Annotated in this window: 21 protein-coding genes and 2 pseudogenes; 8 read left to right on the forward strand and 15 right to left on the reverse strand. The window is 44.2% G+C overall.

Going from position 1 to position 26,080, the window contains the following annotated elements:
• Window positions 1-296: 296 nt before the first annotated feature.
• From AAC147_RS13425 to AAC147_RS20190, 6 genes and pseudogenes are all read right to left on the reverse strand, one after another.
• Window positions 297-1,290 (reverse strand): annotated as a pseudogene (locus tag AAC147_RS13425) (IS481 family transposase).
• A gap of 108 nt (window positions 1,291-1,398) precedes the next feature.
• Entirely contained in the window at window positions 1,399-1,950 is a 552-nt protein-coding gene (locus AAC147_RS13430) for a FlhC family transcriptional regulator (RefSeq protein ID WP_047678182.1), read from the reverse strand.
• Window positions 1,947-2,555, reverse strand: a complete 609-nt coding sequence (locus AAC147_RS13435) for a hypothetical protein (protein WP_047678185.1) — start codon at window positions 2,553-2,555, stop codon at window positions 1,947-1,949. Before AAC147_RS13435 ends, AAC147_RS13430 begins: the two co-directional genes overlap by 4 nt.
• A gap of 8 nt (window positions 2,556-2,563) precedes the next feature.
• Complete coding sequence (locus AAC147_RS13440) at window positions 2,564-3,097, reverse strand: transglycosylase SLT domain-containing protein (RefSeq protein ID WP_047678188.1); 534 nt, start codon at window positions 3,095-3,097, stop codon at window positions 2,564-2,566.
• Entirely contained in the window at window positions 3,097-3,270 is a 174-nt protein-coding gene (locus AAC147_RS20185; RefSeq protein WP_369793117.1) for a helix-turn-helix domain-containing protein, read from the reverse strand. Before AAC147_RS20185 ends, AAC147_RS13440 begins: the two co-directional genes overlap by 1 nt.
• Window positions 3,194-3,361, reverse strand: coding sequence for a hypothetical protein (locus AAC147_RS20190; protein WP_369793118.1), 168 nt, complete (start codon window positions 3,359-3,361; stop codon window positions 3,194-3,196). The genes AAC147_RS20185 and AAC147_RS20190 overlap by 77 nt, the downstream gene beginning before the upstream one ends.
• Window positions 3,362-4,117: 756 nt before the next feature.
• On the opposite strand from AAC147_RS20190, the gene AAC147_RS13450 reads away from it, so the two are divergent.
• Window positions 4,118-4,447: a hypothetical protein gene (locus tag AAC147_RS13450; RefSeq protein WP_445286332.1), complete on the forward strand. Its 330-nt coding sequence runs from the start codon at window positions 4,118-4,120 to the stop codon at window positions 4,445-4,447.
• Window positions 4,448-4,482: 35 nt separating this feature from the next.
• Here the strand turns inward: AAC147_RS13450 and AAC147_RS13455 are convergent, their stop codons facing one another.
• The 7 genes from AAC147_RS13455 to AAC147_RS13485 all read right to left on the reverse strand — a co-directional run bounded on the left by AAC147_RS13455 (window position 4,483) and on the right by AAC147_RS13485 (window position 18,013).
• Entirely contained in the window at window positions 4,483-8,097 is a 3,615-nt protein-coding gene (locus AAC147_RS13455; protein ID WP_047678197.1) for a conjugal transfer protein TraG N-terminal domain-containing protein, read from the reverse strand.
• 12 nt (window positions 8,098-8,109) lie between these two features.
• Entirely contained in the window at window positions 8,110-9,543 is a 1,434-nt protein-coding gene (locus AAC147_RS13460) for a conjugal transfer protein TraH (RefSeq protein ID WP_047678200.1), read from the reverse strand.
• A gap of 1 nt (window position 9,544) precedes the next feature.
• Window positions 9,545-10,573 carry a conjugal transfer protein TraF gene (gene traF / locus AAC147_RS13465; protein WP_369793116.1) on the reverse strand — a complete coding sequence of 343 codons (1,029 nt, stop codon included), beginning with the start codon at window positions 10,571-10,573 and terminating at the stop codon, window positions 9,545-9,547.
• A gap of 122 nt (window positions 10,574-10,695) precedes the next feature.
• The gene (locus tag AAC147_RS13470; protein ID WP_047678208.1) at window positions 10,696-12,207 is read right to left on the reverse strand and encodes a UvrD-helicase domain-containing protein; all 1,512 of its coding nucleotides are present in this window, start codon (window positions 12,205-12,207) and stop codon (window positions 10,696-10,698) included.
• A 286-nt stretch (window positions 12,208-12,493) separates the two neighbouring features.
• Window positions 12,494-13,534 carry a DNA-binding protein gene (locus tag AAC147_RS13475; RefSeq protein WP_047678215.1) on the reverse strand — a complete coding sequence of 347 codons (1,041 nt, stop codon included), beginning with the start codon at window positions 13,532-13,534 and terminating at the stop codon, window positions 12,494-12,496.
• Between the two features lie 135 nt (window positions 13,535-13,669).
• Window positions 13,670-14,545 (reverse strand): DNA replication terminus site-binding protein, encoded by an 876-nt coding sequence (locus AAC147_RS13480; RefSeq protein WP_047678217.1) that lies wholly within the window; start codon window positions 14,543-14,545, stop codon window positions 13,670-13,672.
• Between the two features lie 399 nt (window positions 14,546-14,944).
• Complete coding sequence (locus AAC147_RS13485; protein ID WP_047678219.1) at window positions 14,945-18,013, reverse strand: Tn3 family transposase; 3,069 nt, start codon at window positions 18,011-18,013, stop codon at window positions 14,945-14,947.
• 203 nt (window positions 18,014-18,216) lie between these two features.
• On the opposite strand from AAC147_RS13485, the gene AAC147_RS13490 reads away from it, so the two are divergent.
• The 4 genes from AAC147_RS13490 to AAC147_RS13505 all read left to right on the forward strand — a co-directional run bounded on the left by AAC147_RS13490 (window position 18,217) and on the right by AAC147_RS13505 (window position 21,464).
• Window positions 18,217-19,047 carry a KilA-N domain-containing protein gene (locus AAC147_RS13490; protein WP_047678222.1) on the forward strand — a complete coding sequence of 277 codons (831 nt, stop codon included), beginning with the start codon at window positions 18,217-18,219 and terminating at the stop codon, window positions 19,045-19,047.
• A gap of 7 nt (window positions 19,048-19,054) precedes the next feature.
• Window positions 19,055-19,666, forward strand: a complete 612-nt coding sequence (locus tag AAC147_RS13495; RefSeq protein WP_023043657.1) for a recombinase family protein — start codon at window positions 19,055-19,057, stop codon at window positions 19,664-19,666.
• Window positions 19,667-19,701: 35 nt separating this feature from the next.
• Window positions 19,702-20,172 (forward strand): AMP-binding enzyme, encoded by a 471-nt coding sequence (locus AAC147_RS13500; protein ID WP_047678225.1) that lies wholly within the window; start codon window positions 19,702-19,704, stop codon window positions 20,170-20,172.
• Between the two features lie 107 nt (window positions 20,173-20,279).
• On the forward strand, window positions 20,280-21,464 hold the full coding sequence (locus AAC147_RS13505) for a cupin-like domain-containing protein (protein ID WP_047678228.1): 1,185 nt from the start codon (window positions 20,280-20,282) through the stop codon (window positions 21,462-21,464).
• Between the two features lie 147 nt (window positions 21,465-21,611).
• On the opposite strand, the gene AAC147_RS13510 is transcribed toward AAC147_RS13505, so the two are convergent.
• Entirely contained in the window at window positions 21,612-22,598 is a 987-nt protein-coding gene (locus AAC147_RS13510; RefSeq protein ID WP_047678231.1) for a GlxA family transcriptional regulator, read from the reverse strand.
• Window positions 22,599-22,719: 121 nt separating this feature from the next.
• Here AAC147_RS13510 and AAC147_RS13515 point away from each other — a divergent pair, with 121 nt between their 5' ends.
• A complete protein-coding gene (locus AAC147_RS13515; RefSeq protein WP_047678234.1) occupies window positions 22,720-24,624 on the forward strand; it encodes a beta-ketoacyl synthase in 1,905 nt (634 codons plus the stop codon).
• Between the two features lie 235 nt (window positions 24,625-24,859).
• Window positions 24,860-25,597, forward strand: a complete 738-nt coding sequence (locus tag AAC147_RS13520; RefSeq protein ID WP_197056341.1) for an alpha/beta fold hydrolase — start codon at window positions 24,860-24,862, stop codon at window positions 25,595-25,597.
• A gap of 219 nt (window positions 25,598-25,816) precedes the next feature.
• On the opposite strand, the gene AAC147_RS13525 is transcribed toward AAC147_RS13520, so the two are convergent.
• A complete protein-coding gene (locus AAC147_RS13525; protein ID WP_339955608.1) occupies window positions 25,817-25,984 on the reverse strand; it encodes a hypothetical protein in 168 nt (55 codons plus the stop codon).
• Here AAC147_RS13525 and AAC147_RS13530 point away from each other — a divergent pair.
• Window positions 25,934-26,056: pseudogene (locus tag AAC147_RS13530) on the forward strand (IS110 family transposase); the annotation flags it as partial. The gene AAC147_RS13525 and the pseudogene AAC147_RS13530 overlap by 51 nt on opposite strands.
• Between the last annotated feature and the right edge of the window lie 24 nt (window positions 26,057-26,080).

Consider the following 26,080-nt stretch of genomic DNA (forward strand, 5'->3'; position numbering starts at 1 on the left):
ATTTATGACGACACTATCTAAGTATTCAAAAAACGGGGTTACGTGGAGTGGGCAAGGACGTCGCCCTGATGCTTTCAAGGGCTTGGGGCCTGTCGAGCTGGAACGCTACCGTATCCCACAAAAGAAGTAAAAAAATGAGCGCCGCAAAATTTGGGCGCTCACCTTTTGGTCCAAAATGTCATATTTTACTTGTATTAGCTCAGACTTGACCTGACAGTTATCGGTTATTTATACAGGTGTCTGTCAGGTTAAATCTAGTTCAGATTTTTTTCTGCCCAGAGTCGTTTTCCATCTAGTCATGTTTCCATTGGTGTTCGCCCACAACACATTTTACCTTGATGTGTTCTTTCATTATTGTAGTGCCATAACCCGTTGTCCAGATCCGATTGCAGACTTTCCAGATCACCATACAGCTTTTTGCGGAACGTGATTTGGTAAAACTCTTGTAAAATCGTTTTATGGAACCGTTCACAGATACCATTAGTTTGCGGAGACATCGCCTTCGTTTTGGTATGGTCGATATCATTAATCGCTAAATTAAAGTTGATAATCATGATGTTCAACTCGACCACAGAACTCAGTTCCTCTATCCGTCAGTATTCTTAGCATTGGCAGCTGGTGAGATTGATAGAACGGTAATACACGGTCATTTAACAAGTCTGCTGCCGTAATCGGTGTTTTGCTCGTGTACAGCTTACAATGCGCAACTTTCGAATACGTATCGATGAATGTTTGCTGATAAATACGCCCAACACCTTTTAGATTACCCACGTAGAAAGTATCTTGTGAGCCTAAATAGCCAGGATGAGCTGTTTCGATTTCACCACAAGCCTCGTCATCATGGGCTTTCTTCTCAAGGGCGGCGATTTGAGCGTCATTGAGCGTAATACCTTCTTCAGCAACTTTAGCTTCAAGGGCTTTGAGCCGTTTTGCAAAGTTCTCGAGGTTGTTCCTGAGCCAGATAGAGCGTACACCACTTCCTGAGATGAAAATGCCTTTTTGTCGTAACTCATTACTGGTTCGATGTTGCCCGTGAGCAGGGAACTCTACCGCATGTTCAACAACGGCACGCTCAGTCGCCTCATCCGCGCTATTTTTAAAATTAGGAACACGACGGCTTTGGTTGATAAGATTATCCATACCGCCTTCTTGGGCAAGTTCTTGATAACGATAAAACGTATCGCGTGATACGCCCATCACTTTGCAAGCTTTAGAAACGTTGCCGAGTTCTTCCGCTAAATTAAGTAAACCGACTTTGTGTTTAATAATTGGATTGTTAGTATATAGCATGAGAGTTACCTCGTGTTTTGTTTAAGATTTGGACATCTCTATCAAAATCGGTAACTCTCAACTTTTCAAGTTGAATTGTCAGACCAAGTCGCGACTAATACATTTTACTCAAGCACACTCTTTCTCCCCACCACCATACCTTCCTTGTTCCTTGCAGAATGGACATTCAACGCAGGTTCTTTGATTAACAGAAGTGAAGTACGTGCATTTGCAGTTATCGCACTCCTCAAGCATTGCGTCCCCGCTTCTCAATTCAGATGCAAGACACCAGGCGTCAGTAATATCAAACGGTGCCCATCTAGCCCCTTTCATGCCGGGCACTTCCTTACGGATTGCGTGATACATCCGGAATGCCTTGTTCAGGGCTTTGATGTGCACTGACCGCAACACGGCCTCCCCACCAATGTTGAAATAGAGCTGCATCAACAAAGAGGCCTGCATCTTGGATGTGTGACTATGGATAAGTGTCGCGCCACCTCGGAACGTTCTGGATTTCCGTTCCAGAGTGTATCCATCCCTCTCCAGGTCCTGGTAAAGCCGTCTGACTTGCTTGTAGGTCAGGCTAGTCTCGATCATGATGATTTTTGTAATGTATCCGGCTAGGGCCATGTGTCGAGCTGTGACCCAGCGACCCAATGTACCAGAGTTGCCAATGTTCATCTCCACCTCCTACGTACCTGTAGAGACTGTTGCAGTTTTTTCAATACCGGGTGTGTTACCTCATCCCGGCTGTCATCAAGAATTTCTTTAATGATGCTCTGAGCAAAACGAAGCGTAAAATGCGTTACCGTTGTTCCAGACATGTGGCGCAACTGACTGTCTGTTGCCTTAGCCACCAGCTCCGCAAGTCCTCTCGAAACACCGAACACTTCTTTTGCCATCTCCGGGTCTCTCGACGCGATGCGGTTAAATAACAACCAATAGGCAGCATCAAACTCATCAACGCTGTGGTTGATGAAAACTACCGGGTCGTAAGCGCCAGAAAGTCGTGTGATGATGTTCTGTTCTGCGGTTTCGAGCTTGAAGGAAATCAACACGCCAGAGGCCAGAGCTTCCAATTGAGAAGATGTCGCCAATGACAGCTTCTGTACGGTGTCCATGCCCAAAGAAAATTGTGAGGTCGCATCCTCTGGACGTTCTTTTGCCAGAGTGCATAGCAGATTCCACAGCGTCAGATCGAACTCATAGACGTTTCTATCAGCTTGTTCTTGATCGAGATTGACGGCTCTAGAATCCCACGCTCCAATAATGTCCAGTTCCAACATATCGCCCCTCACAAATCACGAAGGTTGCGATAGATAGCCAAGACTCGGCTACCGTAGTTTCTGGCGCGGATTTCGTCTTTCCAGGCGTGATAGCGGCCAATGCCAAGCTCCAAGTCATTTGGAGATGACTGAATGGCTTCTGACAGCACTTCTGCTCCAACCATAATATTGGTCTCCGGGTCGAGAAGGTTTGCTGGGGAAGAAACCCTGTGACCATTCCAACGGATGCTCACTTGCATGAACCCAACATCAATGGCCCGACCATACTGCTGCTGAAATTCAGCGAGCTTTGCCTTCGCCTGGTCTTCCGACTTCGCATAGAAAGGAAGCTCTGGAACGCGAAGCGTCCAAGGCCAAGGGCTTATAGAGCCATTGCCTCGTTCAGAGGCGGATTCGGCCAATGCGACCGAATACACCAGAAGAGGGTCGAGGTTATGTGCTTTCGCCGCTTTGTCGAAGACTGTCCCACTCAGGTCAACAGCAGTCGCTGTTGAAGACAGGAGAGCCGCAGACAGAACCAATACCTTGGCTTTGTTCTTCATCAGCTTGCCTCCTTATGTCTGAGGGGAATTTCGTGTTCTTCGTCATACCGCTCCGGCCAAATCTCAGACGGCTTCATGCCCAAAGCTGTAGCTATCTCATGCTCCCAGCGTGGGCTGGGCTTGTAGAGCGCTGTAGACACTACCTGCCGAGATGTTTTGTGTTTTCTGCCCAATGCGGCCAGAGAAAGTCCCTGGATCTTGAGTTTGTACTTGATCCACTCGCGTTTTTTCTCTGAGTCGCTTGGAATGTCTATTACTTGGCATTTATCCATTGTTGCCACCCCTTAAACTGCGTTGTTTACAATACAAAAAGTTCGTTATTCAATGAACGCTTTTAGAGTTCTTCTATTGTCACAAATTGACATATTTTGCGCCATTTATAAGCCCAATATATGATGCCGTAAACAATATAAAACCTTTAAAAACATATGCTTAATCTTTTATCAACGGAACAAGGTTACAATGCTGTTATTAATCAATGGGATACGAATATTTTTGTAATGGCATTAGAAAGTGCGCCAAAGAAACGGCAGAAATAGCGCACGGGAGGTGCGATATTTTGAGATATTTAATAGCGTTTAGATATAAGTGATTTTAGGGATACAGCGAGGGCTGAAATTGCGAATACAGCATGAGCTGAGGAGGGTAGGGTAGGCAAGGATGCGCCCCGACCACACGAGGATGATAGTGTTTACAGAATGAGATATTTGGGAAAGGAAACTCTGCGGTGTTGCAGATGGGGACCAAAGCGTTAGCAATGACCTATTCCATAGTGTATGCGATCTGTTTGACGTGTTCAACTATGTAATGCTTTGTCAACAAATGCCTTGTTCCGTAAGGGATAACTTTCACATGTGAAAGTTTCAGGGCAAATTCTAATCATAAAAATTGCCAATGGAATGCTTATTCAGCAAAAAATAGTCAAATTTTCACAGTTGCGTTTTTTGATGCTGTGGTAAGCTATAGGTAAAGAGTAAGGGGGTTGGTATGAAACATGTGGTCAATATTCTGCTGCTGGGAATGGTGCTTTTGGGAATAGCCATGATGGCTGATACGCCTTGGGGGCTTGGTGTGGCACTGGCTCCTTTTGCCGTTTGGGGTTCTCGTTTCCTGTTCCTCATTCACAGAAGCCTTTGGGCTGCGGTTGTCTTTTGGGGAGGGGTCGCCTACTTCCAATGGTACGTTGCTTTGGCTGTCGGGGTTCTGTTTGGACTGATATGCTTCATTCGCGCCGCTCGGTTAGCTTATAAAGAGGCACTGCCTACTCGGCGTAGAAAGAAACACGCTGGTGGATTTCAAGATTCCTATGACTTTGACCAGCGATACCATATTGGAGCTGGAGACGAATAAGGAGCCACGAGGCCCCCTTGTTATTGGATTGGTTTTTAGAACCGCTGATTTGCTATGTTGTAGCCCCTGACGGCAGTCAAATAGCTTCCTGAACGATCTCCGGCATCCGTCGAGTTCTGCAATACGTTTACCAGTTTGTCTGTAAACTCCTCGTTTTGCTGGGAAAGAACAGGCTGGCCTCCTTCCATCATTGGTGATCCATCCAGATTACGTTCTGCATATTCCATTTTTAGGTTCTGAACAGCCTGGTTCATGCGTCCTTCGTTTGTATCAAAGGATTCGGCATAAACAGCAGATTGCGCTTGCGTTAGCCCATAACGGCTTTGAGCAATAGACTGCATCGTCTCTTTAAACTCGTCACCGTACTGGTTCATAAACTGTTGCACCGCTCCACCACCGGCTTCTGCGGCAGAAGATAGGGCTGCTGCATAGAACGCTCCGCGTTCCTCAAGGTTCATCCCTTTAGCTGCTTCCGATAGGTCAGATTTCCCGGTTAACCATTCTTTAGCTGCATCATAGCCGCTTGCCGCAGCTCCCATGACGTTACGGCCTAGTTTAGCCATACCAACCATCGCGTCACCGGCCCAACCAAACTCTTCTTGGACAGCTTGGTCGCCACGTTGAGTTGCTGCGATGAACTGGTCACGTTGCTCAGGCGTCATTGTTCTCATTTGATCCATTGCTTTTGAAAAGGCGTCAGCACCAGCTTGACCGCCAGCGATAAGAGCTCCACCAGCTTGCTCAGCTCTACGGCCCATCCAGTCAGAGGAGTTATCCCAGGCACCCCATGCCGAAGCGCTCCAGGACATTTCAGGAAGCGAGTTCATAAGGTTGTCCTGGGCTTTTTTCAGTTCAGGAGCTGACACATTTCGTTCTGTTTGCTGCGCTTTATTGTGAAGCGCTGTTATACCAGTAGTATGTTCATTTTGAACAAGAGGGCTATTTGTTGGCAACTGGCCTGCTTCTGATGCCGGATTGGTTCCAGCCATACCGGCCATATTCTCACGGAATCCAGTTGGGATGTTGGGACCACTGCCAACGGCCCCTTGAACCTGCCTTGGCAGTCCTTGAACATTCGGACCCTCAATGCCGTTATTTCCGTAGGCATCACCACTAAACGCACCATTACGACCGGATGCGGTGTTAATCGCCTGTAGTGCGGCTTGATACCCGCCGAGTTCCTTGCCTAGTTCGTAGTTTTTGGAATTGGTCATTGCGGTCATTCGCGCTGCTGCCTGTGCCACTTGAGGAGACATTCCGTATGCCTGGTATCTTTGTTGTAGAGAAGCTGCTTCGTCTTTAACAGACTGTGGCGCGGCATTACGGAAATAGTCGTTCAGTTGGTTCATGGCCGCAGGGGTTTGCGCTACCGCACCACCAAAAGTTTTAAAGTCGGTGTTAGTCATGGAGCCCATTTGGTTCTGGAGCTGGCTCATTGTCGTGAAGGTATCTGATGCAGACACCAGCTCAGAGGCCGACTTGGACAGGTTCTGGGACAGGCTATCTCCCCACGTTTGCTTAAATGACTCACTACCAGAACGGCTGAAACCTTGAGCCAGTTGGTTCGTCAACGCTTGACTGTCGGTTTGCGAGTAGCTCACACCTTTCATGAACTGGGACACATCACTCGCTGACCAGCTTGAAGAGTCTTGAGCTGAGGACTCTGTTGCTCCCTTCGCTTGCGCTTTGATGTCTAGGACATCACTACCGCCGCCTGATTCGCCATCACCACCAGCAGGAACAAGGGCTGTACTGCTAGATTTAACACCAGCAGCGGCCTTCATTGCTGCCCTGGCCTTACCAACCATAGGCATAAGCATGGACGCAGCTTCGTCAACATCGAGAGTGCCCATAGCCTGCATGGCAAAAGCACCTTTGACAGCATCAGAGTGGCTATCATCCACCTGGAACTTATCCATGAAGTTCTTGGCTTGCTGGTTGATCAATTGGCTCTGAGCTGTGTTTTGCGACGAAACGTTGCGCCCAACATTGGAGAGTCTCGAATAGGCTTGGTCCTGACTTACTCCATCGGAAAAACCTCGACCCAATGTGTTCTGGAACGCCTCAGATTTCTGACTTTGTAACGCCTGTGCAGAGCTCACGCCTGACGCTAAAGTGGAGCCAAGTGAGAAGGTGCTGATCATGCTCTCTGCGCCATTGGTTATCGCGCCACTGAACTGGTTGTGATTGTATGCTGGCTGGCTCTGCATAACCGGGCCTTGCTTGAGCAGATCTGGTGTTTGCATTTTTTCGTCAACATGGTCGGAGCCACTGATTCTCGATGCCAGACTGGTGAAGGCGTAGGTGCTGCCTGTGACGATAAATAAAGAGATCACAGGGGTAGCCGCAGCCAGCATCCCGCCTGTTGCAATCCAATGTTGTAACACATCTCCGGTCGAAGATAGTGTGTACATGGAGTTGAGGCCAGAAGCGCTGAGGCTAGACATTTCGTTAGACGCGGCTGTATGCACAAAAAGGTTGATAATCGAGAGAACCGGCATCCATAGCTGAATCCAGAGGATGGTTTGCACATATTTACCGGCTAACTGGAGACCGAAACTGCCCATCACGATGATAAAGGCAATGATCGGGGTGATGGCGTAAATGAAACCCTCAAAGAACGTTAGCATTGGACGAACCACAGTCATAAACATAGACTGCTCTGCGGCCCATTGTGTGTTCCGTTGCTGAATAGCTTGGTTGATCATCAATGCAGAACCATAGTCTTGGAGATCCTGATAACGTCCCGCTGCTGCTTCGTAATAGAGAGGCTCAAGAACGGCGGCTTTCAGGTAGTCGATTGATGATGTGGTAGTTGCTCCCATCGCTTGAAGCGAATCGGTTAGCTTCGTTATGGCGTTACCGCCCGTTGATGTGTCAATACCCAACAGGTTGTTCAGGGCATCCACAACTACTGGACTACTCAGGTTGGCGGTCGCAGAGCTAATAGCTACCCATCCGTCTGTACAGGTGTAGTCTGCCCCATCTGGGTTTGAGGTGGATAAATACAACCGAGTACCGTAGAGCTGCGAGTTGAAACGCAAAGCCGAGTCAGTTGAACGGTTCATTAACTCGTCAAGGGACATCAGGTTGAGGTCAACTTTGGTCAATGTGCATTCCCGGATGTAGTTGTTCCAGGAACGTCTCACGTCAACGTATCCGCCACCATTTGCTGCATTAAGAGCAGTGAATACCCCAGTGTCATAGGCTCGCCTTCTTACATCGTTCAGCAGCTTCAATGTTTCCGAGAAATGGCTTTCCGTGACATTTGGTACGATTACGCCATACCCGGTTTCAAATAAATTGGTGATGGTGTATCCCACGTTGGATATAACACCACCAGCGAAACCGACACCAATAGGCACATTGGCAACGACTCGAACTTGCCCTGTGTATGCGTCTTCGATAGTCACTGTTGTGGTAGGGCCAAAAAAACAGGCATACAGAATCCAACCAACCAGAACTTGTTGGAGGTTGATTTGCTTAGCGCCCTGAAAGACCGACTGAATGCAGATCATTAAGACCCCAAGAAGGAGGCCAATACTGACCATCTTCTCGAAATCTCCTGTGCCGGTGATCATTGATACTGCAATCAGGATTTGCTCCAGAAAGGCAGAGTCACCGATAGAGTAGATTGAAAAAGCTCCCATTCCAATGGCCCCTTAGTTCGTACTAGGAGGATTGGACAAAGTTGCCAGCATATATTTTTGCTTGCGGATGTTGTCCAGTAGGTTGTTGTATTTTTCAATCTGGCTTGATAGGTCGCCGTATTGAGAGGACAGGATTGTGTATTCAGCGCGGATTTGCTGTTGTGATTGCGCCAGCAGCTCCAGAGCCTCTTTCTTATAGGGTGACTTGCTGTTAGCCATCGCAATACGAGCTGCACGGAAGAACTCCTCCGAGAAGCTATACATCATCGTTAGGGCTATTGCTCCTGATGACTCGGTGGCGAACAGATTAGCGCCGTCTTGCGAAAGAACAGACAAATTACGAACGATGGTGCCTATCCCGCCAGGGAGATTAGATACAAAGGCTTTCTCTGGGTCAGTTAAGGTTCCTGAGTTCGTTGCATATTTGTAGATAACGCCCGGCGTAGAGCTGGTGCCGAGCAACAAGTCCGTGATTTGGTTTTTAATACCTTTGATCACGACTGTCTTGTTGTCGGTTCCTGCACTCAAACAGTTAGTCGTATCGCTTCCACAAGAGTAGATCTTAACAGAACCACCAGAAATTAGGTCTGACAAGGTTATCTTATTACCAGGAAGAATCGTAAGTGGTGTTGTTTTATCACCGGAATTGCTTGAGTTCGGATCGTTAATCAGATCGCCAATGATAATCGTGCCAGTTAGAGACATAATGGCTTCAAGCAGGGTGTTATCTCCGTACTGGAACCATGTATTGGCATTGTTACTCTTGAGCTGTTTCCAGACGATGTTACCTATCATCTTGTTGTACTCGTCGGGTTTATTGGCTTTCAGCTCTTCCAGTGGGCTCTTGCCACTGGTCTCCTGCTTTGAACCGAAAAAATCCTCGAAAAGGCCTGATGTGGTGGCGGTGATGGAAGCATCTGTTTTGTGTTTAAGATCCATACCGCTCGTTAGGTCATTAACAATACCTTGGGCGAGCTGACAGGAGTTACCAAGGTGCTGGTTAAGTGCCTGCACTTTTTTTTGGAAGTTCTCAATCCATTTCGCACCGTCTGGGAAGACGTTATCCAGTGCAAGCTGGAAAGCGTAGCCTTTGGCATTGGCCGCGACTGCTCGAAGAAGTTGCACTATCTGGTCTGCATTGATGAACGAAAGCGAACCGCCAAACAGATCCACCCCACCGCAACCTGCCTTCCATGATGGAGGGGAGAGGCTTAGCAAGTTCTCGTCAAAAATTCTTGTCTTGGTCGTGAATCGTCCACCAGCAAGAACACCCCTTCGTTGACTTTCGTACACACCTGGTGGTGTAGTGTTGCTCATCTCATTGAACAACTTATCCATTTCTGATTGGAGGCCGTTACCAGCTAACGCCTCTGAGGGGACCATAAAAATGCTGGTCGCCACACTCAGGGCAAGCAGGCTCCTTTTAATCATCCTGTATGTGACCATCTTAATTCTCCTGTAGTTTTTCCCGGATGTACTGCATGAGCTGTTCCGGTGGTACAAAGTTGTCTTTATCGCCGCTAGCCTGTGATAGTTGTTTGAGATCGGCTCCGAGTTCAGGAGAGGCTAGGCGTTCGGCTATGTTGTTTTCGAGGTTGAGCACCGGGCGTGTGCGGTTGAACTCTTCGTCTGTAACCCAGCCGTTTCGCTTAGCGGCGACTAATATCCTGTGATTCAGCTCAGGGAGGGACATTGGCCCTTGCCCTATAGGCGCGAACTGACCGTCTGGAGATGCGAGATAAACTGCTGGGAACGTGACAATGCCAAGTTGTTTGGCGTGTCCATCATCCGTCTTGAAATAAGGAAAAAGCCCATTCCGTAATGGGTTCCCGTCCATAGATACCGGGACAACGGAGAACCCTTCTCCTTGCTCCAGCCTTTTGATAAGGGGTGCCTGCAAGTCACTATAGTCATCGTTTGATTTGTAAAAAAAGAAGATACCCACCCGGTCTGCAACACTTTTGAGCAGCTTGTTTTTGGCGTTGCCAGCGTCTCGATCCACCTGTTGCGAAGCAAACGTGGCCGCAGGACGTCGGGTGATTTCATCCAGGAAGGGATCGCCCACAACAGCCAGCTCTGTTGCATCGGAAAACTGCTCTGAGCGGTCTATCGCAAATCGCTGCAAGTAGAGGAACGTCCTGACGTTTTCGACAGTCGGGTTGTTCCACGCCAGGTCTTTGTACTTGGGCAGGTTTTCCCGTAACCATTCCGCCGAGAACATTTTTAGACCGTTCGGTTGCGGAGCGGCAGGCTTTGGCAGTGTTGGCTTGGTTTCTGCCACTGGCTCCGGCTTAGGCTTTTCGGGCTTTTTCTCCGGTTTTTTTGGCTCTTCTTTGTACCAGAACCAACCTTCTTCTTTTCGCTCATAGAAACCTGGTCTTGTGCCATCTTGAGCCCAAGCCTGGTGTAATGCCCCCAGCGTGAGCGCTGCTAGGAGCAGTAAATTCAAAGGTGATTTTTTCATAGTCTCACGCATGTATTTTCCCATGCTCGATATGGTAGAAGTTGGCGGCGTGAAATTAGGCAGGTGTAAGCGCCCATTTAGGGCGCTTAGAGCATTTTATTTGTCAACTTTCACATGTGAAAGAATTGACCAAGCTATTTGGTCGTGTCCTCTTCAACTTCTGTGGCCTCGGAGGCCATCTTCATCTGCTTCTCGACCATGCGTTTTTGGGTGATGTAGCGGATAACCATCTCTACAGCGCTGTTCAAAGCGAGGATTCGCATTGCCCTGGTGGAGGCGACGTAGAGCAGGTTTATTTCATCGTCACGAGCCATTGGGTCGAGCTCAGGATCTAAGACATCGGGAAAATCGTCATAGAGCTGAACAAAGTCCCATTCAAACCCCTTGCACCGATGGGCAGTCGAAACCGTAATGTCGGCCCCAAACTCTTCTTTGACTGTATTACGTCGTAGAGTGGTGAGTCGCTCAGGGATTTCATTGTAGTTGTTGATGATTTTGACTGCCCTCATCATCTCGGGGTCTTTGGTCGCTTTGGCTACTTCTTGATACTCAAAGTAGTCTTCATACTCATCAAGCAGCTTCTTATTTTTTATCCGGTCAGGCTCAGCCATCGAGAACCAGTACAAATCCTGGAGCTCATTGATCTGGTAAGCGTCGATTCCACCAACCCAGAACACTTGTGCTCCGGATTCGGTAGCGGAGAGTGCCGTCTCGATGACACCCATGACGGTTCGGTGAAGTATTGCTCGATGACCCACATCGCCTGGCAAAAACATGACCACCTGATCCGCTGGTCCCCGGCCAATAACGGGGCGGGTTTCGCCTTTGAGCTCAAGAAGGGCATTTGCTACCAGTGACACGTTGGAGCCAAAGCGGAAGCTATGAGTGAGATAGAGTTGGTCGGCGTTCATGAGCTCTTTGCTATCAAGAGCGTTGTTTGCACCTCTGAACCTATAGATCTGCTGGTGGCGGTCTCCAACCAGTATTACCTTGCAGTTCTGCTGTAAAACGATGCTGCTTGTGACGGGGTTGGCGTCCTGGGCTTCGTCAAAAAGAATGGTTGTGTACTGGCGAGACAGATTTGGCATTCTGAGCTGGTACTGCTTGAGGTAGCAGTCGTGTACGGTCGGGAACGGATCTTGGACGTTTGTCATCCGTTTCCATATCAGTTCAGCCCCCCCTACCACCTGGATTTGGTATCTTTCCTGTTTGGATGTAAGCACCTTGCCCGTATCGGCGCGAGCAAAATGCGTATAAAGAATCCGCATGTCTGCGCTGCACATGAAGGTGTTGAGCGTGTTAAGAATGTCTTTGGCAAAGGTCCAGTTTTTGGTATTCACCGCTTGGGAAATATCGGTAAGCCTTAGGTTGCCAGTGAGTTTATGCTGGTAGCCTCTTCCGATAGTGGCATAGGCGAGCTGGTGGGACGTTTTGCAGTCCACGTTTGCAGGAAACTTTTCTCTCGCCTCGTCGCGGATGGCCCGGTTGTATGCCAAGTAGAGAATGCGGGAATCAAGGTTGTTGTGGGCGTATTTCACCAACGTGGTGGTTTTACCAGTGCCAGCGTAGGCCTTAACGACAAGTCGAGGCCCTTTGTACTGAGTGATCAGTGATTGTTCGGGTGTGTCAGGAGGCAGTTGCTTCATGAGGCCTCCTACGCCAAGTACATCTGGAGAGTGGTGCGCTTCCTTTGTGTCGAGAGGAACGTACTGACCTGCTTTTCTTCTCGGGGGAGGGATACTTCACAATCCAGATCTGTCCACCAGTCTGGGGCGTTACCTTGGTCCACCTCCATAACCCAGCTATGCAGCCGATGTAACCAGCCATAGTCGCCAATAGACGAGGTGGCTAATGTCATAGCCTCCTCAATCTTGGTTTGAAGAGCCGCAGCTCTGCTTCGCCACTCTTCTGAATACTTAGCCTTTCGCGCCATCAGTTTTCCTCTTTCTTTTTCCCTCCCTTACCAGCTTTAACAAGCTCTTGCTCTAACCCTGAAATTTTGGTAAGCACCTCATTGAGTCTCTGTTCAAGGCTCTTGACCTGCTGGTCTCTTTCCTGCAATTGACCAGTCATCATGCCTTTATCTTGAACAAGAGCGCGAGCCTCCGCTTCGGCGCTGGAGAGTTTGGTCTCCAGCTTTTTGACCTCTCCAGATAGGCGCTGGCACTCTCGTTCAGAGGACTCGCCATGAGCTTTGGCTGTGGCAAGGGAGTCTTGTGATTGAGCCAATTTGGCCTGTGTATTTTCGAGCTGCTCTTTTAACGCTGTATTCTGCTCGTGAGCGGCCCGGAGCTTTTCTGTCTGCTCTATATTTTTGCCTTTTTGCACCTCTAACTCACCCTCTGTAGTTGCCAATTTTTGGCTCAAAGAGCGATTTTCGCTTTCTGCTTTCTCTAGGTGATCCTGGGCTAGGGTCAGATCGGCAGCTTTCGCTTCCAGCTTTCCTTCCAAGTCCAAGATCCGTTTTTCCAACTTGTCGATGTCAGCCAGTGAGCGCTCTAATTCAGCAGATTTGAGAGATAATGAGTTCTCGGCCTTGGCAAGGGCTGCATCCAGCTCCGTTCTTTTATTGGTGAGAGTCTCAAGCTGCTCCTTCAGGAGCTCAGCTAGTTCGGTGGCATCATTAGCCATGTCCACGGCTTGCTGCATGTCTTTCTGGTACTCAAGCTCTTTCTGGCGCAGAAGCTCACGCTCGCGCTCAAGCTGCTCCTCAGCGTTTGCTTTGGCTACTGTGTAGATCTTCTGTAGGAAGAGCTCAGCATCACTCATGACCGATTCAGGCAGGACTACTTCTACCAGCTCCTCATCGAGAGAATGCTCCTCAGACCACTGTTTGAGATACGTTGAAATGGTGGTGAAGCTCCCCTTACCAATGAGGTCCCTGATAGCGATGACTGTTGGGCGTTTACCGGCGTCTTTCAGCTTCTGGGCCGCTGCGGCCACATCGTTGTACTCAACCAATTTTCTAGCCATAGGAACGTTCCTTTTTATCTGTATAATTATCATAATTATCATAATTATACATCATGGTGCCGCCGATTGAAATTGTTTGGGTAGAACAAAGCCCTTCCCGTGATAGGAAGCGCTTTGTTACATGGTCACGTTTATTCACCTAGGGAAGGATTCGATGGTGACGCCACCGAAGGTGCCAAGGATTTCCGATGCCGCTTTATCCGAGCGCGTTTTGCGCTGTTCTGATGCGTCGAAGCTGCGAAGCATTTTGAGCTGAACATCCTTGTCTTGGAGCACTATCAGGGGCATGGGCGCAGTAACGGTCTTGAGTACGCCTGCGGCCATAACGTTTGCTACCGGCTGGACCTTTACTTCCCTTCGCTCCCTGAGGTAAGGCTCCGGGGTGCTGACTATCTTCTGGATAAGCTGCTCAAGGGGAAGTTGATAGTCAGGCCCCGATCGCTCCAGTTCCTCCCTGATGCGTTGCAAGAGCTCATCTTTCACCGGCTTTTTCAACGAGTCCTTCCGTTGCCAGGTGAAGCGGATAGAGTCGATGTCGCCATTAGCGTAGCACCGGATTTGTCTGTAAAGGTGGAGCGTTATGACACCAGGGCAGTCCGCTCGAAGCGCTTCAAACCTTTCTTGCCTGGTGGGGTACGTCGAGATGATGAATTCCTCGATACCGGCTTTGGCCGCGTTGATACGCTCGACCGTCGCAGCAATTTCGTCAGCTACCCCGACCCTAGTAGGGGAGAACCAGATCGCCCCCACGGTTCGTCTGGCAGACTTCTGCGAATAGTTCGGATTGATATGCAGGTCTTTGTAGCTGTGCGCTGCCAGCTCCAGAGCTTCGCGTCCCGTTTGTTCCGTCACGACAATCTTGTTGATGGGCTCGTTTTCCATTCCCTTCCTGGTAGGAGGGATGGCCGCAACTTTTGCGTATCTGGGAGGGATACGCTTGATAAGGGAAGACAGATTGTCCAGATCGCGGCACATGGCCGAGAATTGTTCCGAAATAAAGTTTTTAGCCATGTTGCTGCCTACTTGTGAGTTTGTTCTAACAGATCATTGGTTACAATGTAGACAGTATTAGACCATCATGCAAGATGAGATTAAAAGGAGCCAGCCCCACCCCCAGAGTCTCCCTCGACCACATTTCTCCTTGTACTTTTCTTCTTTTCGAGCTAATTTTAGAGACTATTTTTGTTTTTTTCCCTCATTGCATGATGGTCTAATACTGTCTACATTGTAACCTGCCACTTGTAGTAAATGACATCCATATTATCTGTGAAATCGATGGTGTGCTGGGAAAAGCTGCACTGTTTCGGTCATGCTTCCAATAGTTAGTTCGCTTAGAGGAAGTAGGCTATTTTTGCCCATCCCCCGATAAGGTTCAAAGTTACTTTTCAAGCCCTTCCACTGTTTATGACTTTAATCTGTCAATAATGTCGTCAGGTCAACCGACTTGACGAACTCACCAACGCTAAATGTTGTCGCTATGTCATTAAACTCAAATCGACCGTAGAAATTAATGTGTTGCCACGCCACCGGCGATATTTTACCCAGCTTTTTACCCATCTGTCCCATCTCAAATAAACCGTCAGGATCACCTCTCTCAAGCAAACTGGACAAGAGTTCTGCGTTGAAATAAATAACTGCATTGGCTATGAGTCGGGTACATTCGTGGCTAATATGTTGTTCATTTTCACTTTTTACATTCATTTTGCCCCCGTTGACATGCGCTATCGCTTTTTTCAATCGGTGGTAAGCTTCACCACGGTTTAATGCTTTGGCAACGTATTGGCGCAGGGATTTATTATCAATATAGTCGAGCATATAGATGCTTCTTATAATATTATCCAGCTCCCACAACGCTTTTTTTGTTTTATTTTGTCGGGCATAAGAGCTTAATTTCCTAACAATGGATGATTGCGTCGTTTCCTTCTGACCAAGAGAAGCCATTATATGTTGAATATTTGGCCATTCTTCGATAATCCGTTCTTCATTCACTTTACGAATAGGCTTAATAAGGAACTCTTCACTGTATTTCCCTGGCGGCTCAAACCCAATGATACCCTCTGTTTTTGTTGGAAAATTTTTATAACGTGGAGCAAACTGATAGCCAAACGCGTATAAAATCCAAAAGTTAACCTGATTAGTGCCGTGGGTATCTACAGAGTGGCGATCGGGATCTATCTCTGTCGTATTATTGTAAAGGAGGTCGAACACAAAATAACTCTCGTGCTCGTGGGTGCCTATTACTTTTGCATTGATTGGCACATGATTACCGACCAGTGTTAACGCTGAAATTCCTTTTTTAAGACCGAAGTATTTTGATGCATATCTTGCGTTGGCTGTATTTCTTTGGGTCTCAAACCGTTGCCCATCACTGCTGGAGTGGATCACATCCGACTCAATATCGTAGTGTCGGAAAATAGATAATTTGGCGGTCGCATTAGCGACCATATCATTGGACTCCTTTAACGTTTCTAGTCGGAAGAAGTTTTGATATGTCATTTGTAGCACCTGATGACTTATGTCAGAAATCTCGCCCATCCTGCCCAGGCTCATATTGGTGCCAAGGGCAATAATACAGGCAATAAGTGACTTTTTATCCTGGTTGCCTTTAGTATATCTGCCTAAAACATGATTGAAACCCGCTAAAAATCCTGTCTTTTTGTCCACATAGCTTAATAAATTAGCGATGCTGATCGTTGGCACAAGATGATAAAAACGATGATTATCTTCGTCTTCTTCCTTTTTATAAGGCAGAGTCCAGTTAACGGTACGGCCTTTACGGTAATTGTTAAATTTAACGTCCTTATTTTTTCGGCTAATTATCCTTTGATTTACATGTTGTAGTTTTTCTTCAAGCTCATCTTTAAGTTCTTGCAAAGTTTGGGATATTGGTCTCTGTAATACGGACAGATCTAGGTCATTCAGGACACTTTCTTTGTCGGCTTCCCACCTGTTCATGGGAATTAAGTCGTCTGTAAAACTTCGATATTTAGTGGTGTTCTGGTTAAAAATGTCCCCTGATTCAAAGGCTGTTTTAAGCATCCTGTATACGGCAAATTCATATCGATCAGGAATGAGTTGAGGTGATTTTGCCCGGCTGTAAAGGTATTTTTGAAGTGATTTAGTTAAAAAATTAACAGTGAAATCTTTGTCGGGTATTCGCCGCAAAATTTTTCCGTCCCTAAGACAAGTCTGGACAAAGATTGCGGCTTCAAGAAGTCCTGACTCATCGGTATGACTACTAAAGTCCAGTACCCGGATAATTTGACGCAGATTCTTTTTAAAGGCGGCTGATAAGGTATCCAAGTGTTGCCAATGAAACTCCTCTTCATCAAAGCCTGATGACCCGATAAAGAGGGCTACTATCTCCATTTGTTCCCTGTTCAACAACTGAAATGCTTTGGTTCGTATCTCACCAAAAGAGACATTGTCAGTGATATCGGGGTTCAAGAAAAAGCCCAATATTTTACCCGTGGCCTTGATATCTTCATTCGCTTGAGACTTCCTTTTATACACCATATCTTTAGCAAACAGTTTAGCGGCTTCTTCATACTGGCGGACATGGCAAATAAAGGCTTCGACCAGATTGTCATTGATGACATGCGTTCGATGGTAGGTGTAGCAAAGAAGATAAAAATAAGCGATCAAAGGGTCAAATCGCCGAAGTTTATAAACTGAATAATATTCAATCAGTGTTGCGTAATAGCGGATGCTTTCATTTGATATGCAAAGTGAGGGTAACCACTGACAGGCAAATTCATAAAGGGGACTGAGTTGCTTTACCCAGGTGGATTCTCTGACAATTTCGGTATAACTAAAGTCCCTTAGTGCCTTTTTTAGTTGGGTTATCCAGTGCAGACCCCCTGATTCTTCAGATAATAAATTTGTGAGTGCCTCTTCCACATCAGGATTAAGATCTGATTTTAATTGCTCACAGATACGCCTCCTCTCATCCGATAAACATCGTCCAATCAAATCCTGAAAAGTACTGTACGCAGGGGGAATGATCTGATTTTTATTGAGGTGACTTAACAATGCCCACAAGATAAACACAGGCTTAGCTGACCTTTTAACAACCCGTGCGGCCAGTTCAGCTAATTGTTCTGCCATGACACTGCCATAGCGTTGATAATTCAGATGCTGGCAAATAAGTCTTTGCAATTGTATCCGGGTCGTCTTGCCTGGAACTTTTATATTGGCGGCAGAATGATCAGGGAAATGGCAAGCCAGAATATAAGAGATATCCGTGATAACATCTTCCCGCGTGTAGGTAAAGAATATTTTCCTGGATTTAAAATACCCAAGCATAAGAATGAAGTTCACTCTGGAGTTAACAGACCAACCTTGCGGTATTATCTGATGCTCCTTATCAGATAAGGTGAAATAGTATTCTCGCTCCTCCAAAGTAAATCGAGGCAGGACAAAATAGTCCTGAATTTCAGGTTGAGTCAGTATAGTCAGGCGCTTTTTATTGGTATTCATTTTTTTAATTCTTAATATGGCAGGGTGACATTGAGTATGTCACTTTATCTTTTCCTTACCACCTTTAATGGACATAGATTTATATACAGTTTATATTACATCTTTCCATTTATATTACATCTTTCCATCCGTATTTAGGCTAAAACAAGGCGGTCATTTAAACCTTCGTTTAACTGACACACCAAAAGCGAGAAGAAAGGTTTATGGCGCAAAAAATTGATGTTCGGGGTATAAAAGTCTCTGTCTTTTCCGACAAACAAGATGACTATATATCGCTATCTGACATCGCTAAGTACAAAGATGGCGACCGCGGTGATTACATTCTGCAAAACTGGATGAGAAACCGCAGTACCATTGAGTTTATCGGTTTGTGGGAACAGCTCCATAATCCCGATTTTAAATCCATCGAATTCGATGGATTTAAACATGAAGCGGGTGCAAACAGTTTCTCTCTCACGCCAAAACGCTGGATCTCAACCACCAATGCAATCGGGATCATCTCGAAAGCGGGCAGATATGGCGGAACTTATGCGCATCGGGATATTGCTTTTGAGTTTGCTTCCTGGATCAGCGCGGAGTTTAAGCTCTATCTATTAAAAGAATTCCAACGGCTCAAACAAGCAGAAAATGAACAGAAAAATCTGGAATGGAATGTTTCGCGCACTCTGGCCAAGGTCAACTATCATATTCATACAGAGTCAATAAAAACGAACATTATTCCCGCCCTGGAGCTTAACCCAAAAGCAAGAAACTTTGCTTACGCTAATGAGGCCGATATATTGAATCTGGCTTTGTTTGGCAAGACAGCCAGCGACTGGCGTAAAGAGAACCCGGAACTAAAAGGCAATATACGGGACTATGCCACACTGGAGCAGCTTGTCGTGTTATCTAATTTAGAAAGCTTCAATGCTGAACTTATCGAGCAAGGCCTCTCTGCAAACGACAGGTTCCAAAAGCTGAATCGCGTTGCGGTCAGTCAAATGAAGATCCTGATAGAAAACAAATCCATTGAAAAACTTAAACAATTAAAATAGGTCGTTCATGCGAATTGGGTATACCCGTGTCTCCAAATCTGATGGAAGTCAGGTGCAGGATCTCCAACTGGATGCTTTACTTGCTGCCGGTGTTAATAAAGAAAACATTTATCAGGATGAAATATCAGGGAAGTCAGACAAACGTCCTGGATTGGATGCCTGTTTGAAAGCGCTCAGGGCTGGCGATGTGTTAATGGTATGGAAGCTTGACAGGCTTGGCCGAAGCTTAAAACACCTGGTGAATACTATCCATGATCTGGCGGATCGAAAAATCGGATTTAAGGTACTGACCGGGCAAGGTGCAGAAATTGATACGACGACGGCCAGTGGCAAATTGGTCTTTGGGATTTTTGCCGCGCTGGCCGAATTTGAACGGGAGTTGATCAGTGAACGAACAAAAGCAGGGCTGGCAGCGGCCAGAGCAAGAGGACGTGAAGGCGGACGTTCTTTTAAACTCACAAAATCTCAGGTTCGCCTGGCACAAGCTTCCATGAAGAGTAGAGATTGTAGCGTATCTGAATTATGTGAAGAGCTTGGGATTAGCAGACAGGCTCTCTATAAGTATGTAGGGCCAGATGGGGAACTCAGGGAACACGGCAAAAGAGTATTAAAATCTTAGCGCTAACTGAGTACCCATTTTTTTCCTCATCAACTTTGAACCTTATCGGGGGATGGGCAAAAATAGCCTATTGGAAGCTTTCAAAAGAGACAGCAGATACTCTCCAGGATGGTTGGGTTCATACAGGAGACGCCGGGTATATTGATGAACGAGGGTACCTATTTATTGTTGACCGAATCAAGGATGTTATTATCGTTGCGGGAGAAAATATATACCCGTGTGAAGTAGAGAATGAAATAGATAAAAATGGTTCCGTTAAAGAGTGTGCAGTTATAGGTGTTCCTGATACTGATTGGGGTGAATCTGTTGTTGCTTTTGTTGTACTTGAACAGGGAACATCTCTTAGCCAGAAAGAAATTCATAATTTTTTAAGAAAAAATTTAGCGGACTTTAAAATACCCGATAAGTTCTACTTTGTAGAAAAATTACCTAGAAATCCTAGTGGTAAGATATTACGTAGGGAATTGAGAAATATTTTCTGGGAAAAGAGTTCAAGAAATATTTAAATTGTAAGCAAGGAGGGGAATTTTTATAGATTAGGGCTGAAGGTCTTTTATGAACCTCCCTCCTATTTCTTATATTTCAGTGAAATAATTAAATAAGGTTAAATTTTATGTATAAGCCACCATTTGCATTGCCATTAATCCCTAGAATTAGTTATTGGCTCGGTTTTTCTTATTTGTCAAAGAAAGGTAAAATAATTGAAGGTATGCAAGAAGAACATAAGTTCAAGTCTTCTATTGGCACGCTTCTTTATAATTATGGTGAAAGTAGGCTGCTGAAATACTGTAAAGAAAACTTGCCTGAGCGAACGGAAAATATACCAATAAAGGAAGTTGATGTTAAAGAGGTAACGCCTGAATTAATGCGTGAAATGAGGAAAAAACAAATGCCAATATTGATAAAAGGTGGGGCAAATAACTGGCGTGCGTTCAAAGAGTTTGATTTTGATTTTTTCAGAGAGAATTTTGGTGATGTAGAAGTTCCAGTTCATTCTGAACCAAATAAGATATTTCCTGATAATGGACAAGCAGTGCCTTTAAAAAATTTTTATCAAATGAGCCGAGTTAAAGTTAGAGATTTGATAGAATCAATATTTAGTGATAGTAAGTACAGTGCTAAAGCCATAGAAGATATTATGCATAAGAATGGTGGCTCCCTTATTAATGAGTACTGTGATATAAAACATATACATAACATGTCTGGTCTGGATTATTATAAAAAGAAGTGGTACTTCAAAAGACATCCAGTTGGTCTAGTAATGTCTAAACAGTTATTTCTTCAGTCAGATAGGTCCCATACATTATGGCATACTGAACCGGGGTATAATTACTTTGTTGCTATTAAAGGTACGAAAGAATGGAAAGTAACAGCGCCAATTTTTTCACCCTTCCTGTATCCTGTAATAAAAGATAATCCTACTTATCATGTTTCTAAAGTAGATGGACGTGAGTCGAATTCTATAATATCCCGGAGAGGATTTGAGCTGTATAAATATATGCCAATTTATAGCTGTACTGTAGAAGAAGGCGATATTCTTGTTATGCCTCATTTTTGGTGGCACACTGTTACAAACTCTCCAGGGAAGCCATCTATATCACTGTCGTTTAGAACAGTTTCCGAACCGAATTTATACTCACCGGCGTTTAATTTCTTACGGATCACTGATCCGAAAGTTAAACATATGCGTGAGAAAGTGATCAAATATGGAAGGCTCTTTGATGAGGATATAGCTGAATCACTTTATGCATTCGCAGATCCTAAAAATGATTTGACAAAGTCAAGAGGCAATGACTAGAGATTCTTTAATCTAATACCTAGCTGAAATTTAGATACTAATAGAAAATCTGGCTACTTTATTTACAGCAGCCAGATTTTTCTAATTTCATGAGGCTAAACTAATTCTGTAACATTACTAATAAAAATCATGGTAATGATGCTTTAATTAAAGTGTAAAGAGCTTCTTTCGGACCATTTGTCGATATTCTATCGGGCTTAAATCAAAATGTTGCTTGAACACTTTACTAAGGTAAGCCTGGCTCTCATATCCGGCTGCTACAGATATTTCATGTACAGTTAAATTAGTCTTGGCAAGAAGATCTTTTGCCATATTTAAACGTATCCCTTGTATATATTTTTTAGTAGATAATCCTGTAGAGCTTTTGAATCGTCGGGTTAATGTCCGTGGTGAAATAGAAAAGTAAGCTGCTAATCTATTAAGATTCATGTTTTCATTAATGTTATCTTTTAACCAAGATTGAATATCGCTTATTAACTCATCCGGGTGTCGATCTACTGCACCGTCGAGGTACCGTTGTTCTTCGTATGGCCGTCGTATTTCATGAGAAAAATTGTGTTGTACATTTTTAGCCGCTTTCCTGCCATAAAGGAGGGAAACTAAATGAACCATAATATCTGCTAGTGCATTGAGGCTAGCTGCACAGTAGATTCTATTTGATTGAGTAATGAAAAATTCTGACTTTAAGTTTACCTTGGGATAGTCTTTTTTAAATTGTTTGGAGTAATGCCAATGAGTCGTTGCAGCAAGGCCATCTAATAGACCTGACTCCGCTAACAAGCATACTCCAGTACCAACAGCAACTATTGTTGCTCCATTTTTCCACTGATTTAATAAATAACTCAAGATATCCCTACTTTTTTTTATAATAGGCCTTGGGTTTCGCCAAATACTAGGAACAATTATTAAATCTGCGTAGGGGGAAGAATTAGCAGATGAATCTGGCTTAATCTTAAAATTTTCATGCAACGAAATATCATAACCCTTGTCTGAGATATAATTAATAATGATGTTATTGCTTTTATTTTCTATCTGTGATGAGGCTAAACCAGCATGAAGCATTTCAATAGGTAAGGTAATGCTGCTAGTCAGCATATTAGGAAAAATAACAATGTGTACATTTTTTATCTTCATATATTATCAGTTATTGATTGGCCGAAAAATATAAAATATTGGCTTTTTTTTCATAATGAAACATTTTAAATTGAATTAGAATCTTCATCAACTAATTATTTTTCATAGGAATTAAAATCATATGCTTGCTTTGCCCGTTATCGTTGGCTCTGGTGGTATAAACGCTGCAGGGAGAACGTCATTTCATCAAGGATTTCGTCGTATTGTTATTGATAAATTAAGCCAAGAAGCGCGCCAAGAGACTTTTTGGGGTCTTGCGACGTTAATGAACTTAGTTTCAATTGGTAAAAATGGCTTTATAGATCACGAAGGTCAACCAATCATGTTGCATGAGATTGAATCCAAGTATGGTGAAGAAATATTGCAAGGGACGTTGATTCGTAAAATAGATAAGTCTCATTTTGATGTAGATGCCACACACTGGCAGAAGAAGATGACACTCAGTGCGAAAAAAGGGGATAGATTGGTTTTTGAAACTGAAAAATCTTCTTTGCCTACTCCGGTACCTCGAAATTGGGAAGTTACCTCGCTCGAAAATAATCGAGTGGAAGTTACAGTGCATGGCGATCTTTGTGTCAAGCATGATGCCTATTTTGACAATAGAATTAAAGCTGCAGGTCAATTACCTAAGGGGTTTGAACTCGAAAAATTATATAAAAGTCGTAGCCACCCTAGAGGATTACAAGCGACTATTTTTGCAGCTACCGATGCTATAAAATCATGTGGGTTAGATTGGGAAGAAGTTCTATCTTTGGTAGAGCCAGACAAAATTGGTACTTACTCAGCTTCTTTAACTGGTCAAATGCAAAAGGAAGGGTTTGGCGGGATAATGGGAAATCGTCTCAGAGGTGAGAGAAGTAATAGTAAGAATTTGGCATTAGGGCTAAATTCTATGTCTACAGACTTTATAAATGCTTACGTTATTGGAAGTGTAGGCACAACTTTTTCAACGACTGGTGCATGTGCAACATTTCTTTATAATTTGAAAGCTGCAGTAAACGATATACAAGGAGGGCGTATTCGCGTCGCTATTGTGGGAAGTGCAGACTGTGCAATTACGCCAGAAATTGTTGAGGGCTTCGCGAATATGGGTGCTTTGGCTGACCTTGACAGTCTTAAAAAGTTAGACGGTGTGGATGAAGCAAATATAGATTTAAGTCGAGTGAGCCGGCCATTTGGAAATAATTGCGGCTTTACAATAGGTGAAAGTGCTCAATTTATTGTGTTAATGGACGATGCTTTAGCTATTTCTTTGGGAGCACATATCATGGCTGCTGTCCCTGACGTTTTTGTAAATGCGGACGGGATTAAAAAATCCATTACTGCCCCAGGTGCGGGTAATTATATTACCATGACTAAGGCTGTATCATTGGCAGCCAACATCACCAGCAAAGATTCTGTTCGAAATCGGAGCTGTATTATTGCACACGGTTCAAGTACACCGCAAAATCGAGTGACTGAATCGCAAGTATTTGACTATGTAGCAAAAGCGTTTCGTATTTCAAATTGGAAAGTAACTGCTCCAAAAGCTTATCTTGGTCATACTTTAGCAGCGTCAAGCGGTGATCAGCTAGCAGTCGCGCTTGGTATATTTAGCCACAATATAGTTCCCGGTATCTCTACTATAGAAAAAGTCGCCGATGACGTTTATGCAGAGCACCTTGACATTAGAACATCGAACTATCATACCGAGAAAATTGACATAGCATTTATCAACTCGAAAGGGTTTGGTGGCAATAATGCAACAGCTCCACTTTTGTCTCCAAGCGTGGTACTTAGTATGATTGCTAAACGTCATGGTATCGAAGCTGTTGAATCTTATTATGATAAAAATCTTAAGATTAAAGCTAACCAAGCTAACTATAGTAAAAAAGTTAACTCGGGTGAGTTTGATTTAATATATAGATTTGGCGAGGATGTGATAAATGAAGAAAATATTAATATAAATGAAGAGGGAATTTATTTGCCAGGCTACGAATTACCTATTTTTTTGTCAAAAAATAACCCTTTTAAAGATATGTGTTAATAAATGATGTTTTAACTATATTTTGTTTTTATAATGTTATTTTATTTGAATAATATCATGTAAATTTACTGCTTGATATATCTAGGTATCTTTTAAAAAAATTATTATGCCAATAATGTTTCAGATTTTGATTAGTTTTATAGAGTTTTTTTCCAAATCACTGACTGCAAGTATTGTACTTTCTTTGATTCATAGGCCAAAAGAGGCCAAACTATACCGTAATGAAGAGAGTATAATGTCAAAGTCAAAGCGAAGTTCGTTGACTGTTAATTCTAAAAAGGTCAAATGTTATAGCTGGGGTAGCGGGAAAAAGAATATAATGATTGTTCATGGTTGGAGTTCCCGAGCCTCTAGGTTTTATAAATTAATAGAAAAACTTGTCGATGCGAACTATCGAGTTATTGCATTTGATATGCCGGGACATGGTGAGTCTGAAGGTAATGGGGCAACTATATTAGACGTAAACTTTATTCTAAAAGAGCTACAGAATAAGTTTGGCCCATTTGAAGCAATTGTTTGCCATTCATTGGGGGCTCTTTTCAGTTTCTATGCACTTAAAAATGGTCTTTTTGCTAAAAAAATAATCTCAATCTCTAGTGTATGTGAGTTCAAGTATGCTACTTATAGAGCAGCATCATTTGTTAATTTAAAAGATAGAACTATCAATGCATTATATAGTAAGCTCGAGAAAATTTTCCGGTCAAAGACTATATGGACTGATTTTTCAGCTGATAATAAAATCGATGATGTAGGTTCAAAAATTATAATTATTCATGATAGATTTGATGATTATGTAGACTATTCTCAATCTAAAAAAATAAACGATGCTGCTAAAGATTCAAAGATGATATCTACAGAAGGCTTAGGTCATTTTAAGATTTTATCAGAAGACAGTGTTGTGAAAAATGTATTAAGAGAAATTAATGATTCAGATATAAAAGATAGATTGTCACTAATGTTTTCAGGAAATTAAATATCAAACATAGGTTACAAAATTCTCATATGTTGGTAAAACGCTTTTTTACTGAGGGCTCCCTTCATGAATTTAATAGCTTGATTTATGTGTAGTAGTTCAAACTCGATCTGATGAGATGGACGTCCCGTATGGCGTCAATTGTACCAAAATGAAATAAGCATATTCATTTTATGGGAGCGTCCATTATGTATCATAAAATTCTCGGTATTGATCTCGCTAAATCTGTTTTTCAGCTTTGTTTGCTGTAGTGATGTGATGGACGGCCCCTTTTTCAGCGGCAAAGAGTGCCTTCTTTCTTTCCGATGCACTGAATTTTTCGGGAGAGAACCTGTCATGAATACGATCAAAGTCGTTGGCATTGACCTCGCCAAAAACGTTTTTCAAGTCTGTGTCTGGATGGCGGACGGTTCTGTCGCCTCGAACCGAAAAATCTCACAGCAAAAATTGCTTGATAGGAGACCATAAAATCTATGGTTCCCC

Source organism: Xenorhabdus sp. NBAII XenSa04, assembly GCF_963866145.1.
In the GTDB taxonomy this organism is placed as follows: domain Bacteria; phylum Pseudomonadota; class Gammaproteobacteria; order Enterobacterales; family Enterobacteriaceae; genus Xenorhabdus; species Xenorhabdus indica.

What these genes read in the sequence shown, in the direction of transcription:
- AAC147_RS13480 (WP_047678217.1), bottom strand. Translation starts at nt 14,545, where the DNA reads ATGGCTAAAAACTTTATTTCGGAACAATTCTCGGCCATGTGCCGCGAT.
- AAC147_RS13485 (WP_047678219.1), bottom strand. Translation starts at nt 18,013, where the DNA reads ATGAATACCAATAAAAAGCGCCTGACTATACTGACTCAACCTGAAATT.
- AAC147_RS13505 (WP_047678228.1), top strand. Translation starts at nt 20,280, where the DNA reads ATGTATAAGCCACCATTTGCATTGCCATTAATCCCTAGAATTAGTTAT.
- AAC147_RS13435 (WP_047678185.1), bottom strand. Translation starts at nt 2,555, where the DNA reads ATGTTGGAACTGGACATTATTGGAGCGTGGGATTCTAGAGCCGTCAAT.
- AAC147_RS13450 (WP_445286332.1), top strand. Translation starts at nt 4,118, where the DNA reads ATGGTGCTTTTGGGAATAGCCATGATGGCTGATACGCCTTGGGGGCTT.
- AAC147_RS13520 (WP_197056341.1), top strand. Translation starts at nt 24,860, where the DNA reads ATGTCAAAGTCAAAGCGAAGTTCGTTGACTGTTAATTCTAAAAAGGTC.
- AAC147_RS13430 (WP_047678182.1), bottom strand. Translation starts at nt 1,950, where the DNA reads ATGAACATTGGCAACTCTGGTACATTGGGTCGCTGGGTCACAGCTCGA.
- AAC147_RS13440 (WP_047678188.1), bottom strand. Translation starts at nt 3,097, where the DNA reads ATGAAGAACAAAGCCAAGGTATTGGTTCTGTCTGCGGCTCTCCTGTCT.
- AAC147_RS13515 (WP_047678234.1), top strand. Translation starts at nt 22,720, where the DNA reads ATGCTTGCTTTGCCCGTTATCGTTGGCTCTGGTGGTATAAACGCTGCA.
- AAC147_RS13470 (WP_047678208.1), bottom strand. Translation starts at nt 12,207, where the DNA reads ATGAAGCAACTGCCTCCTGACACACCCGAACAATCACTGATCACTCAG.
- AAC147_RS13495 (WP_023043657.1), top strand. Translation starts at nt 19,055, where the DNA reads ATGCGAATTGGGTATACCCGTGTCTCCAAATCTGATGGAAGTCAGGTG.
- AAC147_RS13455 (WP_047678197.1), bottom strand. Translation starts at nt 8,097, where the DNA reads ATGGGAGCTTTTTCAATCTACTCTATCGGTGACTCTGCCTTTCTGGAG.
- AAC147_RS13510 (WP_047678231.1), bottom strand. Translation starts at nt 22,598, where the DNA reads ATGAAGATAAAAAATGTACACATTGTTATTTTTCCTAATATGCTGACT.
- traF (WP_369793116.1), bottom strand. Translation starts at nt 10,573, where the DNA reads ATGCGTGAGACTATGAAAAAATCACCTTTGAATTTACTGCTCCTAGCA.
- AAC147_RS13490 (WP_047678222.1), top strand. Translation starts at nt 18,217, where the DNA reads ATGGCGCAAAAAATTGATGTTCGGGGTATAAAAGTCTCTGTCTTTTCC.
- AAC147_RS20190 (WP_369793118.1), bottom strand. Translation starts at nt 3,361, where the DNA reads ATGCCAAGTAATAGACATTCCAAGCGACTCAGAGAAAAAACGCGAGTG.
- AAC147_RS13475 (WP_047678215.1), bottom strand. Translation starts at nt 13,534, where the DNA reads ATGGCTAGAAAATTGGTTGAGTACAACGATGTGGCCGCAGCGGCCCAG.
- AAC147_RS13460 (WP_047678200.1), bottom strand. Translation starts at nt 9,543, where the DNA reads ATGGTCACATACAGGATGATTAAAAGGAGCCTGCTTGCCCTGAGTGTG.